The sequence below is a fragment of the Bradyrhizobium cedriense genome (assembly GCF_054602315.1).
The window spans coordinates 678,598-693,745 of the sequence record NZ_JBTSWB010000003.1 but is presented as its reverse complement, the minus strand read 5'-3'; the positions used below and the strand labels follow the sequence as shown (position 1 = coordinate 693,745).

The following is a 15,148-nucleotide window of genomic DNA, read 5'->3' as shown; positions in this document are numbered from 1 at the left end:
CGGGCGGATGTTACGCCGCTCCAGCCATGGCTGCGTCGGTCTGTCCGCCGGCGCGCCGTCGCGGTTTGCGCAGTTTGCGCCGGGTCCAGATCAGGAGTCCGGTCGACAGCAAGATCAGAAGTGCGATCGAGGTGACGACGTTCAGAGGCGAAGCGATCAGGGCCGACCAGTTTCCCTCGTGAATCAGGCGCGGCCAGTTGCGCGGCAGCGGTGTGACGCCGGATGAATTGACGGCGTAGGCGCGCAGCTCCCCGTCCTCATAGATCCGCGCCATCATGCGCCCGCCGCGGGCGCCGATCGAGATCACATGCGACAGCTCGTGCGAGTCTGCGACCATGCGAACGGCGTCGGGCAGGGCAACGGGACGTCCGCCCGCTGGAGCGGCGATGCTCTGGAACGTCAGGCCGAGCGCCATGCACAGGCCGGTCAGGGGGCTCAGGAGAGTCAGCGGCAATGCCAACCAGGCCGTGCCCTTGTGCCATCCGGACAGCGTGTTGCGCAGCCTTGGCAGCCCCATGAGAACGCCGAGCAACATCAAGGTCACCATGGCGATCGTCGAGCTTTTCACCAGCCACGCCTGGCCGAGCAGCCGTTCATGCGTGACGCGTGCCCACAGGAAGAGATCGGGGAGGCTGGACCTTGAGGCAGCGACTTCGCCGGTTGCGAGATCGATCGCAGGTGCTCCCGCGCCCTGCAGCGTCATCCGCTGCGCAGCGGCATTGATCGAAAGCCCGCGTGCGTTGCTATTCGGATCATACCGTTTCACCAGCTCGACGATGCGTCCGGATTCAATCGCCGGACCGCTGATGCCGCTGACCTGCACCAGGGGCTCAAAGGACAGGATCAGTCCGGTGGCGATGATCGTGAGCAGGGGTAGTGCGAAGACCAGGGTGATCCAGCGATGCAGTGCCAACAACAAAGGTTTGCTCATTCTCAGTCTCCGGCGAGCTCACGCTTTCGTCGCCCAGCGGAGCCCCGATGACAAATGACGCTTTGTCCATGTTGTTGCGTTGATTTGCAGCAAACGAAGTTGGCAATGTTGGCGAACGCCAATCGTTTGCACCTGGTCGGAGATCGTCTGGCGGATCGCGGCGGATCGCGCGACTCGCGATGACCCGCCTCACTGCGCGCGAATGTTGGCGGCCTTCAGCACCGGCTCCCATTTGGTCGCCTCGGCGCGCATGTAGGCGTCAAAGTCCTTGGCGGATGAACCGACCGGGGTTGCGCCGATCTTGCCAAGCGTCGACAGCACGTTTGGGTCTTGCAGTGCTGCCTTCAGATCGGTCTCGAGCTTGGCCACGATCTCCGGCGGCATCTTTGCCGGACCAAGCACGCCCCACCAAACCGAGACATCGTAGCCCGCGATACCGGACTCCGCGATCGTCGGCACATTGGGCAGCGCTTTGGAGCGTTCGGCCGAGGTCACCGCGAGCGCGCGCACCGGGCCGCCCTCGAGCTGGCCGATGGCTTCCGCGAGCGGATTGATGCTGAGCGGGATCTCGCCGGCGATCACGGCCGTGAGCGCCGGTGCGCCGCCTTTGGAGGGGATCGCGACGATCTTGGTGCCTGACATGTATTTGAGCAGCTCGCCGGCCAGATGTGCCGAGGTGCCGTTGCCAGACATGCCGTAGGAGAGTTTGTCAGGCTCCTTCGTCATTTGCGCCTGCCGGCGGCTCCAATCCGTTCCGGACGCGCCCCTGGTTCTTTGTTGACGAGACCTGATCTTTTGTACGATAGTACAAATACCATGGTACGCAAGTCCACCAGTCCGGAAGCGACCCGCAAGCCGAACATGCGCGAGGCAATCCTCGCCGCGGCCGAGGAGTTGTTCGCCATCAACGGCTTCAATGCCGTCTCCGTACGCGACATTGCGCAAGCCGCAGGCGCCAATCCCGGCAGCGTGACCTATCACTTCAAGACCAAGGACGGCCTGCTGCTCGAGATCTACCGGCGCCATTGCGGGCCGATGAACCTGCGTCGCTCCGAGTTGCTCGCGGCCGCCAAGCGCGTGCGCGATCTGCAGGACCGGCTGGAGGCGATCGTGCGCGCCTATGTGGTGCCGGCTTTCACCTCCGGCAGCGATCTCGCCGGAGGCGGGGCGCGCTTCACGCGCCTGCGTGCCGTGATGTCGGCGGAAGGCAATGACGTCGCGCGAAAAATCATTGCGCAGACGTTCGACGACACCAGCCATGCCTTCATCGACGCGATCCACGAGAGCCTGCCGCACATTCCGCGCACCGACATCGTCTGGCGCAGTCACTTCCTGCTCGGCGCGCTCTATTATTCGCTGGTGACGCCGGAACGTGTCTCGCGCCTGTCGCGCGGTGAGGCCGATGGCGGCGACGCCGCCAAGGCCATCGAGCAATTGGTGCAGGCCACCGTTGCCGCGTTCCAGGCGCCGGCGCTGGATCAAATCGTCCCGGCGAGGCAGCGGCCGGTCGTCAGCAGCAAGACTTGAAACAAGCGTCTCGCTTCGGCGGGTTCACCCGATGACGATGATGTACACGCCGACCATTCCGCCGCCTGACCCGAACACGCGCACGCCCAAATTCAAGCTGCCGAAGCACTCGTGCGATGCGCATTGCCACATCTTCGGGCCCGGCGCGAAATATCCTTACGCGCCCGACCGATCCTACACGCCGCCGGACGCGCCGCTGGAGGATTTTCGCGCGCTGCATGCCAAGCTCGGCGTCGAGCGCGCCGTCATCGTCAATGCCAGTGTGCACGGCACCGACAATACGGTTGCGCTCGATGCGATTGCGCAAAGCAACGGCGCCTACCGCGCGGTCGCCAATATCGACGACGACATCACCGAGCGCGGGCTTCGCGCGTTGCACGAAGGCGGCTTTCGCGGTTGCCGCTTCAATTTCGTCCGTCATCTCGGCGGTGTCCCTGACAAGGGCGTGTTCGACCGCGTCATTGCGATGGTCGCGCCGTTCGGCTGGCATATCGACCTGCATTTTGACGCGATCGACCTGCCTGAATATGCCGACATGTTGGCAAAGCTTCCGCTCAACTACACGATCGATCACATGGGACGGGTGAGGGCGTCCGAGGGGCTCGACCAGCTGCCGTTCAGGATCCTGATCGAGCTGATGAAGCGTGACGACAAATGCTGGGTCAAGATCTGCGGCTCGGAGCGGGTGTCGTCGGCGGGGCCGCCATTCACGGACGCGGTGCCGTTCGCGCGAAAGATCGTCGAGACGGCACCCGATCGCGTCATCTGGGGCACCGACTGGCCGCATCCCAACGTCAAGGTGATGCCGAACGACGGTGATCTCGTCGATCTGATTCCGTTGTTCGCGCCGGAGTCGGAGTTACAGCGGAAGATTCTGGTCGACAATCCCGCGCGCCTGTTTGGCTTCGGCCAATGAGGGGGCAGCGATCGAAATGATGCCCACCAACGAAAGAAGGGAGTTCGTCCCATGAAAACAGGTCTCGTGATCACCGCCCATCCCGGCGATTTCGTCTGGCGCGCCGGCGGGGCCATCGCGCTTCACGCGAAGAAGGGCTATCGCATGAAGATCGTCTGCCTGTCTTTCGGCGAGCGCGGCGAGAGCCAGTTCGCCTGGAAGGAAAAGGGCGCGACGCTCGAGTCGGTCAAGGCCGGCCGCAAGGACGAGGCGGAGCGGGCGGCAAGGTTGCTGGGGGCCGAGATCGAGTTCTTCGATTGCGGTGACTATCCGCTGAAGCTGACCGAGGCGCATTTCGACCGCATGGTCGACATTTACCGCGAGCTCAATCCGAGCTTCGTGCTGACGCATGCGCTGGAGGATCCCTATAATTTCGACCATCCCAACGCCGCGCACTTTGCACAGGAGACGCGTGTGGTGGCGCAGGCGATGGGCCACAAGCCTGGCGCGCAGTACAAATACTCCGCGCCGCCGGTATTCCTGTTCGAGCCGCACCAGCCGGAGCAGTGCAACTACAAGCCGGACCTGCTTCTCAAGATCGACGACGTGTGGAAGGAGAAATACGAAGCGTTCCAGATCCTCGCTGCGCAGAAGCATCTCTGGGGCTACTACGAGCGGGTCGCGCTCAACCGCGGCATCCAGGGCAGCCGCAACACCGGTGTACCCATGACGTATGGCGAGGCCTATCAGCGCCTGTTTCCGACCGTCGCGGAGGAGTTTGCATGAAGCCGGTCGTCGTTCGCAACATCAGGCGTGCCGATCCCGCCGGCATGGCGGCGTACGGCGTCTCGACCGTGCACGAAGCCTATGGGCGGATCGGCCTGATGAAGCCGTATCTGCGACCGGTCTGGCCGGGTGCGTCGATTGCCGGACCCGCCGTCACCGTGCTTGCGCAGCCCGGCGACAACTGGATGATCCATGTCGCGGTCGAGCAGTGCAGGGAAGGCGACATCCTCGTCGTCGGCTGCACCACCGACAATACCGACGGCATGTTCGGCGAATTGCTGGCGACCTCGCTGCAGGCACGCGGTGTGCAGGGGCTGATCATTGATGCGGGCTGCCGCGACGTCAAGGCGCTGCACGAGATGAAGTTTCCGGTGTGGTCGCGCGCGGTCTCGGCCAAGGGAACGGTCAAGGCCACGCTCGGCTCGGTCAACGTCCCCGTCGTCTGCGCGGGCGTCAATGTCGATCCCGGCGACATCGTCGTTGCCGACGACGACGGTGTCGTGGTGGTGCCGAAGCGCTATGCCATTGATGTCGCCGAGAAGGCGAAGAAGCGCAATGTGGACGAAGGCGGCAAGCGCAAGCGGCTGGCCTCCGGCGAGCTCGGCCTCGACATGTACAACATGCGCGAGGCGCTGGCGAAGGCCGGGCTGATGTATGTCGACAATCCCGAGGACGTCTGAAGCGACGGGAAACGGAGCGGACGGATGGATCGTCTGAAAGTGAAGGCCGTGCTCGGCAGTCACCCCCATGTCCGGGCGGTGAAGAGCGGAGAACTCTGCTCCGATCTTTTCGATCTCGACTTCATCGAATATACGCCGACCAACACCGCGTTCAAGCCGATGGTGCGCGAGCAGGCCTTCGACGTCTGCGAGATGGCGATCGTCACCTACTTGATGGCAAAGGCGCACGGCAAGCCGCTGGTGCTGCTGCCGGCAACCATGCTCGGCCGCTTCCAGCATGCCTACGCGCTCTACAATCCCGCGCGAGCGAGGTTGGGACCGTCCGACCTCGAAGGCAAGCGCATCGGTATCCGTTCGTTCACGACGACGACAGGCGCCTGGATCAGGGGGATCCTCGCCAATGACTATGGCGTCAACCTCGACAAGATCAATTGGGTGACGTTCGAGGATCCGCATGTCGCCGAATATGTCGACACCACCGAGCGAGCGCCCAGGAACAAGAAGATCCTGCAGATGCTGCTCGACGGCGAGCTCGACGCCGTCCTCGGCGAGACCTCTGATAGTCCCGAGCTGAAGCCGCTGTTTTCCGATCCGTCTGCGGAGGCCACCCGATGGTACGCGCGTCGCAGCGTCGTGCCGGTCAATCATCTCGTGGTCATGACCGAAAAACTGGCGCGATCGCGCCCCGATGTTGTCGCAGGCGTCTATGATCTTCTGAAGCGAAACAAGGCGCAGGCGGGGCCGGCCGGCTCGCCAGATCTCGTTCCGTTCGGAATCGAGGCGAACAGGAAATCGCTCGAACTGATCGTCGACTACGCATTCCAGCAGGCGCTGATCCCGCGCCGCTACGCGGTCGAGGAACTGTTCGACGAAACGACGCGAGGATTGAATTGATGTCTGATCCGGGACGGTGGCAGATCGGGCTGGTGGGCTACGGCGAGGTCGGCAGGATTCTTGCCGAGGATTTGCGCCAGCAGAATATCAAGGTTGCCGCCTACGACATCAAGCTCGGCGGCGAGCAGGGCGCATCACTGAAGGAGCATGCGGCGAGATTCGGCGTGGTGCTCGTGGGCTCTCATGCCGAGCTGAGTGGGAAGTCTGATCTCATCGTCTCCGCGGTCACCGCCAGCCAAGCCGTACCGGTCGCAAAAGCCTGTGCGGCGGCACTCAATCAGGGTACCTGGTTTCTCGATTTCAACTCGGCGTCTCCGGGTGCCAAGCAGCGCGCCGCTGCACTGGTCGACGGCGCGGCCGGCCGCTATGTCGAGGGTGCCGTGATGACCTCGGTGCCGCCTTACCGCATCAAGGTGCCGCTGCTGCTCGGCGGGCCCGGCGCAAGGGAGCTGGAGCCGCTGCTGAATGCGATCGGCTTCGCGGCGAAGGTTGCCAGCGACGAGCTCGGTGTGTCCTCGGCCGTCAAGATGTGCCGCAGCATCATGATCAAGGGCCTGGAGGCCATGGTCATCGAGAGCTTTACCACCGCGCGCGCCTATGGTGTCGAGGATGCCGTGCTGGCCTCGTTGGCGGAAACCTTTCCGGGCATCGATTGGGAGAAGCAGGGCGCCTATTTCTTCCAGCGCGCGATCGAGCACGGCCGCCGTCGTGCCGAAGAGGTGCGCGAGGTGGCGGAGACCGTGCGCGAGGTCGGCCTGACGCCGTGGTGGGCGCAGGGCACGGCCGAACGGCAGGCCTGGGTAGCCGATCTCGCTGATGAGGGGCTGTTCGGAGTCAAGGGAACCAAGGAGTTTGCGCGCAGTGCTGACTGGCGTACCGAGGCCGACCGGATCCTCGCGACGATCAAGCGCGCCAAGCCGTCAGCTCAGGACCGCACCAGGACGTGAAAGGTCACGACCTGGTCGCGGGCGCGCTGGATCAGCTCTATCAGATTGCGGGATTTGCCTACGAGTTGCTCCGTCGCCGGCTGGGTGCGGAATTCGGCCAGCACAGACCGAACGCATTTGCTCGCGGCGTCGAGCGTCCACAGCGTACGATTCACGTCGTCCTGCGTCTGGATCGCCGCGAGATCGAGATCCGACAGAACGTGGCCGATGCCTTCGAGCCGCTTCACCGCGGTATCGGTGGGTGTGCTGGCTTGGATCGAACGATCGTCGATGCTGCGGAACGCGCTGAACATAACTCTACTTCCCCGATCGCACGCAAACGGTCAGTACAAGCCCCAGTTAAGATCGGCGTGGCCGATCTCGCAACGCGTGGGGGCTACGGTCCGGGATTCTACCGACTCGGCTGAGCTGAAGCGGCGGTAGTATGGAATGGGAAGCGGCCACTTCCTGACGTTCCTGCGTCAGGTGGCTGTGCTCAGCGTCCGGGCTTGAACAACGTGGCCCGAGGCCGCTCGAATGTCTGCCGGCCACCCTTGAAACCCGTCACGATGTCGGGCAGCTCGGCGATGGCGAAACGGCTGTCCTGCGTGTCGAGCACGACGAGATCTGCGGGATTGCCGATCTTGATGCCGTAGTCCCCGAGGTTCATCAGCCGTGCCGGCAGCTCGGTGACGAGATCGAGGCAAGTGTCGAAGTCACTGACGGCGGCATGCGCGACATTGGCATAGAAGTTCGCCATGCGCAGCAACGAGGCATCGCCGAACGGCGTGAAGGGATTGAGCACGTTGTTGGTCGCCACTGAACACAATACGCCGTCACCGGCGAGCTTGTGGGCGAGCGTCAGTCCCCGCGGCGCGTTATGGGTGGCATCGCGCCCCATCAGATAGAGATCGGTCGCCGGCAGAACGGTGACGGCAACGCCGGCTCTTGCCAATTGCGCGGTGGCGGCTTGCATCCTGTCGGGCGGCAACGCCGAGAGCTTCGTGGCGTGGCCGATCGCCACGCGGCCGTGATAGTTGCGCCGCTCGGTCTGCCGGCAGACCTCGTCGAGGTGCCACCAGGACGGATCAAGATCGAAATCGAGATGGAGGTCGACATCGACGTCGAATTCCTGCGCGAGATCGAAGATGCGTTCGAGATGCGCGACCGGGTCGCGGTCCATATAGGGACAACCGCCGATCACCTCGCCGCCGTCGCGCAGCGTCTGGATCAGCAGCTCTTCGCTGCCGGGATCGTTGGTCAGGCCCTCCTGCGGAAAGACACAGAGCGACAGATCGATCGCCCAGGCATAGTCGCGCTTCAGTGCCTTGATCGCCTCGAAGCCCCGCAAGGCGATGCGCGGGTCGATTTCAACATGGGTGCGCATGCGCGTCGTGCCGTGCACGATCGCGCGTTCGAGCACTCTGGCGCCACGCGCGTAGACATCCTCGACGGTGAAATCCTTCTTCATCCCGGCCACGGCGCGGATGGCGTCCGAGACGCTGCCGTGATTGTGCCCGCAGCGGCCGAGCAGGCAGGCCTTATCGAGATGAATATGGGTGTCGACGAATCCGGGCAGGGCAAGACGCCCGCCGAGGTCGACCTCGACGCCCTCGCAGGCGAGCTTCGGCTCGATCGCGGCAATCCGACCGCTCTTCACACCGATATCGACGGGTGCGGCGGATGAGCGCAACAGCGCGTTGCGGACAATCAGGTCGAAAGCGGTCTGGGTGGTCATGGCATCGGATTCAGCTGTGATAGCCTAGCGGAAGGTCTCGGGGCGGGCAGCTCCAGATTGTGTGCACTCTTGCCGTCAAATTGTTCAAAAAATGTGCATGCACTTCGAGATACGAATTGTAAATTGCTGACACCCGGAGAATCCAGCATGTCCGCCCCCGCAAACACCGAACGCCCGATGACCGACGCCCAGATCGTGGAAGCCTATCTCACGGCGTCGATGATACCCGATCCTGACGCAGCTTCAGCCTATATGAAGCCGGGCACGGTGATCACCTTTACCGGCGGGCGCGAGTTCGATCATCCGCGCGGGCCGACCGGTTTCAACGCCAAGCGCTATCGCTGGGTCAAGAAGAAGATGGATCGGTTCGATGTCTGCCCCGGCGCGGACGAGACCGTCGTCTACAGCGTCGGCACGCTCTACGGCGAGTGGATGGACGGCACGCCGTTCGAGGGCAATCGTTTCGTCGATCGTTTCGTCGTCAAGGGCGGCCAGATCGTGAAGATGGACGTGTGGAACGACAGCGCCGAGCGCATCCTGGTCCAGCGTGGAATCGAGGCCTAATTCCTGCGGGCAACTTTCTGCAGCTTGACGACGCGGTCGCTCGTCACCTCGTCGGCGTAGGGCGCGAGGATATCGAGCAGATCCCGGCCGCGCTGGGGAGTCGGGGCCACCAGCGCGCGATTTGCCACGGAATCCAGGTGATGATGCATCAGTTCCATCACCTTGACTTCGGCGCCCTTCGCAAGCGCGGCGATGATGGCGCGGTGCTCGTTGATGGCACATTCGCTGGAATGCGGGCGGCTGTAGAGCGAGAGCGTCAAGCAACAGCGATAGGCGACCTCGCTGACATAGCGCACCAGGATCGGGCTGTTCGTCATGTGCGCGAGCAGGATGTGGAATTCGGTCGCGAGGCGGATCGACACCGCATCCGTGCCGCCGCGCGCGCGATCCTCGGCGTCGACATGAGCGTTCAGCTCGGCGATCTGCGCCTTGGTCAGCTTGCCCGCGAGTTGGCGCACGACCAATCGTTCGAGCTCGATGCGGATGTCGAAGGCATCGCGCGCCTCCTGCCAGCTCGGCGTCGCTACCACCGCGATCCGGTTGCGGCGCAGCTCAACGAGGCCCTCCGCGGCAAGTTGCCCAAGCGCGTGGCGGGCAATGGTGCGGCTGACGCCGAAACGCTCGCCGAGCGCATCCTCCGGCAGCTTTGTGCCGGGCTCCAGCGCCTGCTCGATGATCGCGCGCCTGAGCGCGCGGCAGATCAGACTGACCTTGTCCGATGATTCAGAAGTCTTGCTGGTGGAGCGCGCCGCCATCGGCGAATCCTTGAGGGGAGGGTCGCCTCTTCTTTAGCACGCTCTGACGCCAATCCAGCGCTCCAATTGCATGCAGTTTGGCGTGCGCATTGCTTAAATCGAATCCGGCTATTTGGCGGAGTGTTCGGCTAGTTCCTTGATTTGGCACAAGTCGATGGCTGGCATCCAGTTTGCATGCACTTTGGCTGTGATGCGCATGCAGCCCAACGCCCAGTTTGACGGCCAGCCCGTTCCCGAAGGCTCCGGCCGTGTTGCCATTGAGCTATCCGAGGCCTCCGTGACCTTCGGGCGCGGCGACCGCGCCGTGCCCGCGCTGTCGACAACCAGCTTGCGGATCGCCGACGGCGAGTTTGTCGCATTGGTCGGCCCTTCCGGATGCGGCAAATCGACCATCTTGCGGCTCGTCAGCGGTCTGGTGCAGCCGACCAGCGGCGTCGTCATCGTCGGCGGCCGCGAGGTCGCGGCGCGGGCGATGCGGGTCGGTATGGCCTTCCAGAACCCGACCATGCTGCCGTGGATGACGATCGAGCGAAACATCATGCTGCCGCTGAAGATCGTCGAGCCGTTCCGTTCGAACTTTCGGAAGCTGCGCAAGACCGAATTCCGCGACAAGGCCAACGCGCTGCTGGAGCAGGTCGGCCTCAAGGGGTTCGGCAGCCGCTACCCCTGGCAGCTCTCCGGCGGCATGCTCCAGCGCGCCAATCTCTGCCGCGCGCTGATCCACGAGCCGCGTCTGCTGCTGCTGGACGAGCCGTTCGGTGCGCTCGACCAGTTCACCCGGGAGGAGCTGTGGGCGATCCTTCAGACTCTCTGGATGACGCGCAAGCCGACCGTGCTGTTGGTGACGCATGACCTGCGCGAAGCCGGCTTCCTTGCGAGCCGGATCTGCGTGATGAGCGCGCGTCCCGGCCGCATCCTCGACGACAGCCGCGTCGAGTTCGCGCGGCCGCGCACGGTCGCCATGACGTTCGAGCCCGATTTCGTCGCGCTGAACCAGAAGCTGCGCGCCTTCATCGAGGACGCGCGCAGCGCGGCTGAGCAGGGGGCAAGTTGATGTTCGGGATCGATGTCAGGCAGAAGGCGTGGTCGGCGGGCCTGATCGTGCTGTTCTTCGTCGCCTGGGAATTGTTTTGCCTGATGACGGGCATGTCGGATCTGGTGCTGCCGCGCCCGTCGCAGGTGTTCGTGACACTCGTCGAGCGCTTCCCGGTGTTGTGGCCGCACATCGTGCAGACACTGGCAACCACGATGCTCGGTTTCGTGCTCGGCGTCGCCCTCGGGGTGACCCTCGGTGCCATCATCGGTGTCTCCAGGACGGCCTATGACACCTGCTATCCGCTGCTGATCGGATTCTCATCGATCCCGAAAGTGGCGGTGGTGCCGATCTTCGTACTGTGGTTCGGCTCCGGTACGGTGCCGGCGGTGCTGACCGCACTGTCGATCTGCTTCTTCCCGATCGTCGTCAACATCGCGACGGGCCTTGCGACCACCGAGCCCGAACTTGAGGACGTGTTGAAGGCGCTCGGCGCCAGCAAGCTCGACATTCTCTGGAACGTCGGCCTGCCCAGGACCATGCCGTTCTTCTTCGCGTCGCTGAAGGTCGCGATCTCCTACGCTTTCGTCGGGGCGGTGCTGTCGGAGACGGTCGCCTCCAATCGCGGCATCGGCAACGTCATGATGACCGCCTCGTCCAATTTCAACGTGCCGCTGGTGTTCGCCGGCCTGTTCGTGCTCGCCGGCCTCGGCGTTGCGCTCTACGTCGTGTTCTCGCTGATCGAAGGGCGGGTCACGGGCTGGGCGACGCGCAAGAACGACGTGATTGCCACCTGACCGAATGAACAATCATCACGCAACGAAGCTGAGGAGGTCTCGATGTTGAGAAAACTAGCTGCCACGCTCGTGGGACTAGCCCTGTCCACGGGCGCAGCCCTGGCTGAAGACACCACGATCAAGTTCACGCTTGGCTGGAAGACCCAAGGCAGCGACGCTGCGTTCTTCTACGCCAAGGACAATGGCTACTTCAAAGCGGAAGGCCTCAACGTCGTCATCGACCAGGGCGAGGGCTCCGGCGCCACCGTCACGCGCGTCATGTCGGGTGCCTATGACGCCGGCTTCGGCGACGTCAACGCCATCATCCAGAACGCCTCGACCAAGCCGCAGGATGCGCCGGTCATGGTCTACATGATGTGGAACCAGCCGCCGTTTGCGATCGTCGCCAAGAAGTCAAGCGGCATCAACACCATCAAGGATTTCGAGGGCCGCACTCTCGGCGGCGCGCAGGGCACGCCGACGACGCGCCTCCTGCCGGTGTTCACGCGCAAGAACGGGCTCGACGGCGAGAAGATCAAGATCTCCAATATGGCCCCGAACCTCCAGGAGCCGATGCTGATCAAGGGCGACATCGATGCTGCGCTCGTCTTCAATATCACCAGCTATTTCAACCTCGTGCTCAACCGCCAGGACCCGGACAAGGACTTCAAATGGTTCTCGTTCGGTGAGTACGGTCTCGACCTCTACTCCAACGGCGTGATGGTGTCGCGCAAGCTGATCGCATCGAACCCGAAGGCCGTCGCGGGTCTGGTGCGCGCCATCAACAAGGGCGCGATCGCGGTTGCGAAGGACCAGAATGCCGGCATGAAGGCGGCGATGAACTACGACAACCTCATCAACGCCGATGTCGAGAAGCGCCGACTGCAATATTCCTTCGAGAAGCTGATCGTCTCACCCGAGATGAAGGAGATTGGCATCGGCGACATCAAGGACGATCGTATGGCGCGCGCCATCGGCATCGTGGTCGAAGGCTATCAGCTCGCCCGGGCACCGACGTCCGCCGAAGTGTTCTCGCGCGAGTTCCTGCCGCCGCGCGCAGAGCGGGAACTGGTGTATACGGCCAACTGATCCTGGAGCGACGGCCATGGCCACGGAGATTTCGGCAACGAGCCTGTTCCGTGGTCCCGACCTCGGTGTCAGCGACAATGTCGTGCTGCGGCATGATGGAGGCATCATCACGGATATCGCGGAAGGAGCGGGCCCTGGGCCGCGCTCCTTCGTCATCCCGGCCTTCGTCAACGCCCACGACCACGCTCGTGCCACCGCATCGTCCTTCGGCGCGGTCGGCATGCCCCTGGAAAGCTGGATACTGCGCACCGCGCTGGGCGCGCCCGTTGATCCCTATCTGACCGCGGTCTCTGCCTTGGCGCGATCCGCAAAGGCCGGCTGCGCGGCCATGATGGTGCACTACACGCGCCCGAGCGGGACGATGCCCTTGGTCGACGAGGCCAAGGCAATCGCGAAGGCGGGCTCCGACGTCGGCATCCGCATCGCCTTTGCGATGGCCGTGCGTGACCAGAATCCGATCGTCTACGGTGATGCCGAGCCGGTGCTCTCGGGTCTCTCCGGCGATGATCGCAGAACCATCGAGGAGCTGTTCGTCCGCGCGCCGATGTCGCCGAAGGCGTATATTGAACTCACCGACGCCACTGCCGGGGCCATTGCAGGCCCAATGGTCGATGTGCAACTCGGGCCCGCCGGCGTGCAATGGTGCTCGAAGCCATTGCTGGAGGCCGTCGCCGAAAACTCGGCGCTGACGGGCCGCCGGATCCACATGCACCTGCTAGAGACCGTGTACCAGCGGGCCTGGGCCGATCAGCACTTTCCGGACATGGTGCGCTGGCTGCGCGACATCGGCTTCCTCTCGGATCGGCTGACGCTGGCGCATTGCATCCACGCGAGGCCGGATGAGCTGGAGATGATCGCGGCCTCCGGCGCGCGCATCGTCACCAATTTCAGCTCGAACATGCATTTGCGCTCGGGGCTCGCCCCGATCGCCGTTGCCCACAAATGCGGCTGCGCCGTCGCCGTCGGCGTCGACGGCCTCGCGCTGGACGAGGACGACGACATCCTGCGCGAGATGCGGCTGGTGCAGATGGTCCATGGCGAGCTCGGATTCAAGCAGACATGGACCCCGGCCGAAATGTTCGCGCTCGCCATTCGTAATGGGCGCCGCGCCACCGGCGCGCCGGGCAGCGGCGAACTCAACGCAGGCAACCCCGCCGATTACGTCGTGATCGATCTCGATCGGCTGGATCGCGACCAGATCATGCCGGTCGATCCCATGGCGCTCCTGTTCGCGCGGGGCAATGCATCGCTGGTCAAGGAGGTCGTCGTCGCCGGCAAGACGATCGTGAAGGACGGAAGCTGCTCTGGCATTGATCTGCCGGGTATCGAAGAGCAGTTGCGGGCCATGTACCGTGGCAATGTCGGCAAGCTTGAAAGCTTCCGACGGATGTGGCCGCCGCTGTCGGAACGGCTGGGCGGCTGGTTCGAGCAGCAGCTGACCTGCCAGTAGACCAAGGAACGGCGCCGCGAGGGGAACGTCTGTCAAAGGGAGATAGGTGGTAGACGCAGCCTCGGCTGGCGGCTGACGCATGTGTAGGCTATCAGCTCCGCGATCGCTTCCTGACACCCGTCGACGCCCCTTTAAGGAACCTTCCGATGCGACTACCCACCGCTCTCCTGGCCGTGACATGTCTAGCGGGTGCCGCTTATGCCGAAGATCTTTCCGGCACGCTGCAGAAGATCAAGGAGACCAAGAAGATCACGCTCGGTTATCAGGAGGCCTCGGTCCCCTTCAGCTATCTGGATGGCAATCAGAAGCCGGTCGGCTTTGCCATGGATATCTGTCTCGAGATCGTGGACGCAGTGAAGAAGCAGCTCGGCATGCCCGACATCGCGGTCGACACGCTCGCGGTAACGTCGTCGAACCGTATTCCGCTGATGGTCAACGGAACGCTCGATCTGCATTGCTCGGCGACCACGAACAATGCCGAGCGCCAGAAGCAGGTCGCCTTCACCAACACGCATTTCCTGAGCGCGACGCGGTTCGCAGCCAAGAAGGCCGCCAAGATCAGCACCATCGACGATCTCAAGGGCAAGGCGGTCACTGCGGTGGCGGGATCGGTCAACCTGACGCAGCTTGCCAAGGTCAACACCGAGCGCAATCTCGGAATCAATCTGATGCCGGCCAAGGACCAGGCCGAGGCGTTCCTGTTGCTGGAGACCGACCGCGCCCAGGCCTACGCGCTCGACGACGTGCAACTCGCGGTCGCGATCGCGCGGTCGAAGGAGCCGCAAGCTTACATGATCAGCGAGGAGGCGTTCTCCAAGCCCGAGCCCTACGGGATCATGCTGCGGCGGGAGGATGCACCGTTCAAGACGCTCGCCGACCGCGCCACGGCGGAGCTCTATGCGAGCCCGAAGATCGAAGTCCTTTACCGGAAATGGCTGCAATCGCCGACGCCGCCAAGCGGCCTCAACTACAACGTCCCCATATCGTCCGCCTTGCGCAACGCCTTCAAGAAGCCGAGCTCGAGCGCCGATCCTGATGTCTATGTGGTGAACTGAGGCGGGGTGCCGAGGCGTTGATTGTCATCGCGAGGCGCATGATTGTGCC

At 63.6% G+C, this 15,148-nt stretch carries 16 protein-coding genes and 1 pseudogene; 12 read left to right on the top strand and 5 right to left on the bottom strand.

The genetic code is table 11. The annotated features are described in order from the left end of the window. Window positions 1-10: 10 nt before the first annotated feature. Both ACYCVF_RS15010 and ACYCVF_RS15005 read right to left on the bottom strand, forming a co-directional pair. Window positions 11-931: a PepSY domain-containing protein gene (locus ACYCVF_RS15010; protein ID WP_459596263.1), complete on the bottom strand. Its 921-nt coding sequence runs from the start codon at window positions 929-931 to the stop codon at window positions 11-13. A 189-nt stretch (window positions 932-1,120) separates the two neighbouring features. Beyond that, window positions 1,121-1,663 (bottom strand): annotated as a pseudogene (locus ACYCVF_RS15005) (tripartite tricarboxylate transporter substrate-binding protein); the annotation flags it as partial. An 84-nt stretch (window positions 1,664-1,747) separates the two neighbouring features. Between ACYCVF_RS15005 and ACYCVF_RS15000 the strand changes: the two are divergent. The 6 genes from ACYCVF_RS15000 to ACYCVF_RS14975 are packed head-to-tail and all read left to right on the top strand — an operon-like array spanning window position 1,748 to window position 6,660. Beyond that, complete coding sequence (locus tag ACYCVF_RS15000; RefSeq protein WP_459596262.1) at window positions 1,748-2,458, top strand: TetR/AcrR family transcriptional regulator; 711 nt, start codon at window positions 1,748-1,750, stop codon at window positions 2,456-2,458. A 31-nt stretch (window positions 2,459-2,489) separates the two neighbouring features. Further along, the gene (locus tag ACYCVF_RS14995; RefSeq protein ID WP_459596261.1) at window positions 2,490-3,374 is read left to right on the top strand and encodes an amidohydrolase family protein; all 885 of its coding nucleotides are present in this window, start codon (window positions 2,490-2,492) and stop codon (window positions 3,372-3,374) included. Between the two features lie 51 nt (window positions 3,375-3,425). Continuing rightward, window positions 3,426-4,139 carry a PIG-L deacetylase family protein gene (locus ACYCVF_RS14990; protein WP_459596260.1) on the top strand — a complete coding sequence of 238 codons (714 nt, stop codon included), beginning with the start codon at window positions 3,426-3,428 and terminating at the stop codon, window positions 4,137-4,139. Beyond that, window positions 4,136-4,819, top strand: coding sequence for a 4-carboxy-4-hydroxy-2-oxoadipate aldolase/oxaloacetate decarboxylase (locus tag ACYCVF_RS14985; RefSeq protein ID WP_459596259.1), 684 nt, complete (start codon window positions 4,136-4,138; stop codon window positions 4,817-4,819). Before ACYCVF_RS14990 ends, ACYCVF_RS14985 begins: the two co-directional genes overlap by 4 nt. A 24-nt stretch (window positions 4,820-4,843) precedes the next feature. Beyond that, entirely contained in the window at window positions 4,844-5,713 is an 870-nt protein-coding gene (locus ACYCVF_RS14980; protein WP_459596257.1) for a substrate-binding domain-containing protein, read from the top strand. After that, window positions 5,710-6,660, top strand: coding sequence for a DUF1932 domain-containing protein (locus ACYCVF_RS14975; protein WP_459596256.1), 951 nt, complete (start codon window positions 5,710-5,712; stop codon window positions 6,658-6,660). The genes ACYCVF_RS14980 and ACYCVF_RS14975 overlap by 4 nt, the downstream gene beginning before the upstream one ends. On the opposite strand, the gene ACYCVF_RS14970 is transcribed toward ACYCVF_RS14975, so the two are convergent. Together ACYCVF_RS14970 and ACYCVF_RS14965 are read right to left on the bottom strand one after the other, a co-directional pair. Then, window positions 6,639-6,953 (bottom strand): hypothetical protein, encoded by a 315-nt coding sequence (locus ACYCVF_RS14970; protein WP_459596255.1) that lies wholly within the window; start codon window positions 6,951-6,953, stop codon window positions 6,639-6,641. The two genes, ACYCVF_RS14975 and ACYCVF_RS14970, sit on opposite strands and share 22 nt — an antisense overlap. A 182-nt stretch (window positions 6,954-7,135) precedes the next feature. Further along, window positions 7,136-8,377 carry an amidohydrolase family protein gene (locus ACYCVF_RS14965; RefSeq protein ID WP_459596254.1) on the bottom strand — a complete coding sequence of 414 codons (1,242 nt, stop codon included), beginning with the start codon at window positions 8,375-8,377 and terminating at the stop codon, window positions 7,136-7,138. A 147-nt stretch (window positions 8,378-8,524) separates the two neighbouring features. On the opposite strand from ACYCVF_RS14965, the gene ACYCVF_RS14960 reads away from it, so the two are divergent. Further along, window positions 8,525-8,941, top strand: coding sequence for a nuclear transport factor 2-like protein (locus ACYCVF_RS14960; RefSeq protein ID WP_459596253.1), 417 nt, complete (start codon window positions 8,525-8,527; stop codon window positions 8,939-8,941). Here ACYCVF_RS14960 and ACYCVF_RS14955 read toward each other — a convergent pair. Continuing rightward, complete coding sequence (locus tag ACYCVF_RS14955; protein WP_459596252.1) at window positions 8,938-9,696, bottom strand: GntR family transcriptional regulator; 759 nt, start codon at window positions 9,694-9,696, stop codon at window positions 8,938-8,940. The genes ACYCVF_RS14960 and ACYCVF_RS14955 overlap by 4 nt on opposite strands. Before the next feature lie 190 nt (window positions 9,697-9,886). Here ACYCVF_RS14955 and ACYCVF_RS14950 point away from each other — a divergent pair, with 190 nt between their 5' ends. From ACYCVF_RS14950 to ACYCVF_RS14930, 5 genes are all read left to right on the top strand, one after another. Then, the gene (locus ACYCVF_RS14950; RefSeq protein WP_459596251.1) at window positions 9,887-10,750 is read left to right on the top strand and encodes an ABC transporter ATP-binding protein; all 864 of its coding nucleotides are present in this window, start codon (window positions 9,887-9,889) and stop codon (window positions 10,748-10,750) included. Next, window positions 10,750-11,526 (top strand): ABC transporter permease, encoded by a 777-nt coding sequence (locus tag ACYCVF_RS14945; protein ID WP_061026348.1) that lies wholly within the window; start codon window positions 10,750-10,752, stop codon window positions 11,524-11,526. Before ACYCVF_RS14950 ends, ACYCVF_RS14945 begins: the two co-directional genes overlap by 1 nt. A gap of 42 nt (window positions 11,527-11,568) precedes the next feature. Beyond that, window positions 11,569-12,594 (top strand): ABC transporter substrate-binding protein, encoded by a 1,026-nt coding sequence (locus ACYCVF_RS14940; RefSeq protein ID WP_459596250.1) that lies wholly within the window; start codon window positions 11,569-11,571, stop codon window positions 12,592-12,594. 16 nt (window positions 12,595-12,610) lie between these two features. Then, the gene (locus tag ACYCVF_RS14935; protein WP_459596249.1) at window positions 12,611-14,044 is read left to right on the top strand and encodes an amidohydrolase family protein; all 1,434 of its coding nucleotides are present in this window, start codon (window positions 12,611-12,613) and stop codon (window positions 14,042-14,044) included. Window positions 14,045-14,190: 146 nt separating this feature from the next. Continuing rightward, window positions 14,191-15,099: an amino acid ABC transporter substrate-binding protein gene (locus tag ACYCVF_RS14930; protein ID WP_459596248.1), complete on the top strand. Its 909-nt coding sequence runs from the start codon at window positions 14,191-14,193 to the stop codon at window positions 15,097-15,099. Window positions 15,100-15,148 lie beyond the last annotated feature (49 nt).

Bases quoted from the DNA above. Each gene is read 5' to 3' on its own strand.
- ACYCVF_RS14940 (WP_459596250.1), top strand. From the start codon at position 11,569: ATGTTGAGAAAACTAGCTGCCACGCTCGTGGGACTAGCCCTGTCCACG.
- ACYCVF_RS14970 (WP_459596255.1), bottom strand. From the start codon at position 6,953: ATGTTCAGCGCGTTCCGCAGCATCGACGATCGTTCGATCCAAGCCAGC.
- ACYCVF_RS14995 (WP_459596261.1), top strand. From the start codon at position 2,490: ATGACGATGATGTACACGCCGACCATTCCGCCGCCTGACCCGAACACG.
- ACYCVF_RS14960 (WP_459596253.1), top strand. From the start codon at position 8,525: ATGTCCGCCCCCGCAAACACCGAACGCCCGATGACCGACGCCCAGATC.
- ACYCVF_RS14935 (WP_459596249.1), top strand. From the start codon at position 12,611: ATGGCCACGGAGATTTCGGCAACGAGCCTGTTCCGTGGTCCCGACCTC.
- ACYCVF_RS14955 (WP_459596252.1), bottom strand. From the start codon at position 9,696: ATGGCGGCGCGCTCCACCAGCAAGACTTCTGAATCATCGGACAAGGTC.
- ACYCVF_RS14990 (WP_459596260.1), top strand. From the start codon at position 3,426: ATGAAAACAGGTCTCGTGATCACCGCCCATCCCGGCGATTTCGTCTGG.
- ACYCVF_RS14930 (WP_459596248.1), top strand. From the start codon at position 14,191: ATGCGACTACCCACCGCTCTCCTGGCCGTGACATGTCTAGCGGGTGCC.
- ACYCVF_RS15010 (WP_459596263.1), bottom strand. From the start codon at position 931: ATGAGCAAACCTTTGTTGTTGGCACTGCATCGCTGGATCACCCTGGTC.
- ACYCVF_RS14945 (WP_061026348.1), top strand. From the start codon at position 10,750: ATGTTCGGGATCGATGTCAGGCAGAAGGCGTGGTCGGCGGGCCTGATC.
- ACYCVF_RS14985 (WP_459596259.1), top strand. From the start codon at position 4,136: ATGAAGCCGGTCGTCGTTCGCAACATCAGGCGTGCCGATCCCGCCGGC.
- ACYCVF_RS14965 (WP_459596254.1), bottom strand. From the start codon at position 8,377: ATGACCACCCAGACCGCTTTCGACCTGATTGTCCGCAACGCGCTGTTG.
- ACYCVF_RS14980 (WP_459596257.1), top strand. From the start codon at position 4,844: ATGGATCGTCTGAAAGTGAAGGCCGTGCTCGGCAGTCACCCCCATGTC.
- ACYCVF_RS14950 (WP_459596251.1), top strand. From the start codon at position 9,887: ATGCGCATGCAGCCCAACGCCCAGTTTGACGGCCAGCCCGTTCCCGAA.
- ACYCVF_RS15000 (WP_459596262.1), top strand. From the start codon at position 1,748: ATGGTACGCAAGTCCACCAGTCCGGAAGCGACCCGCAAGCCGAACATG.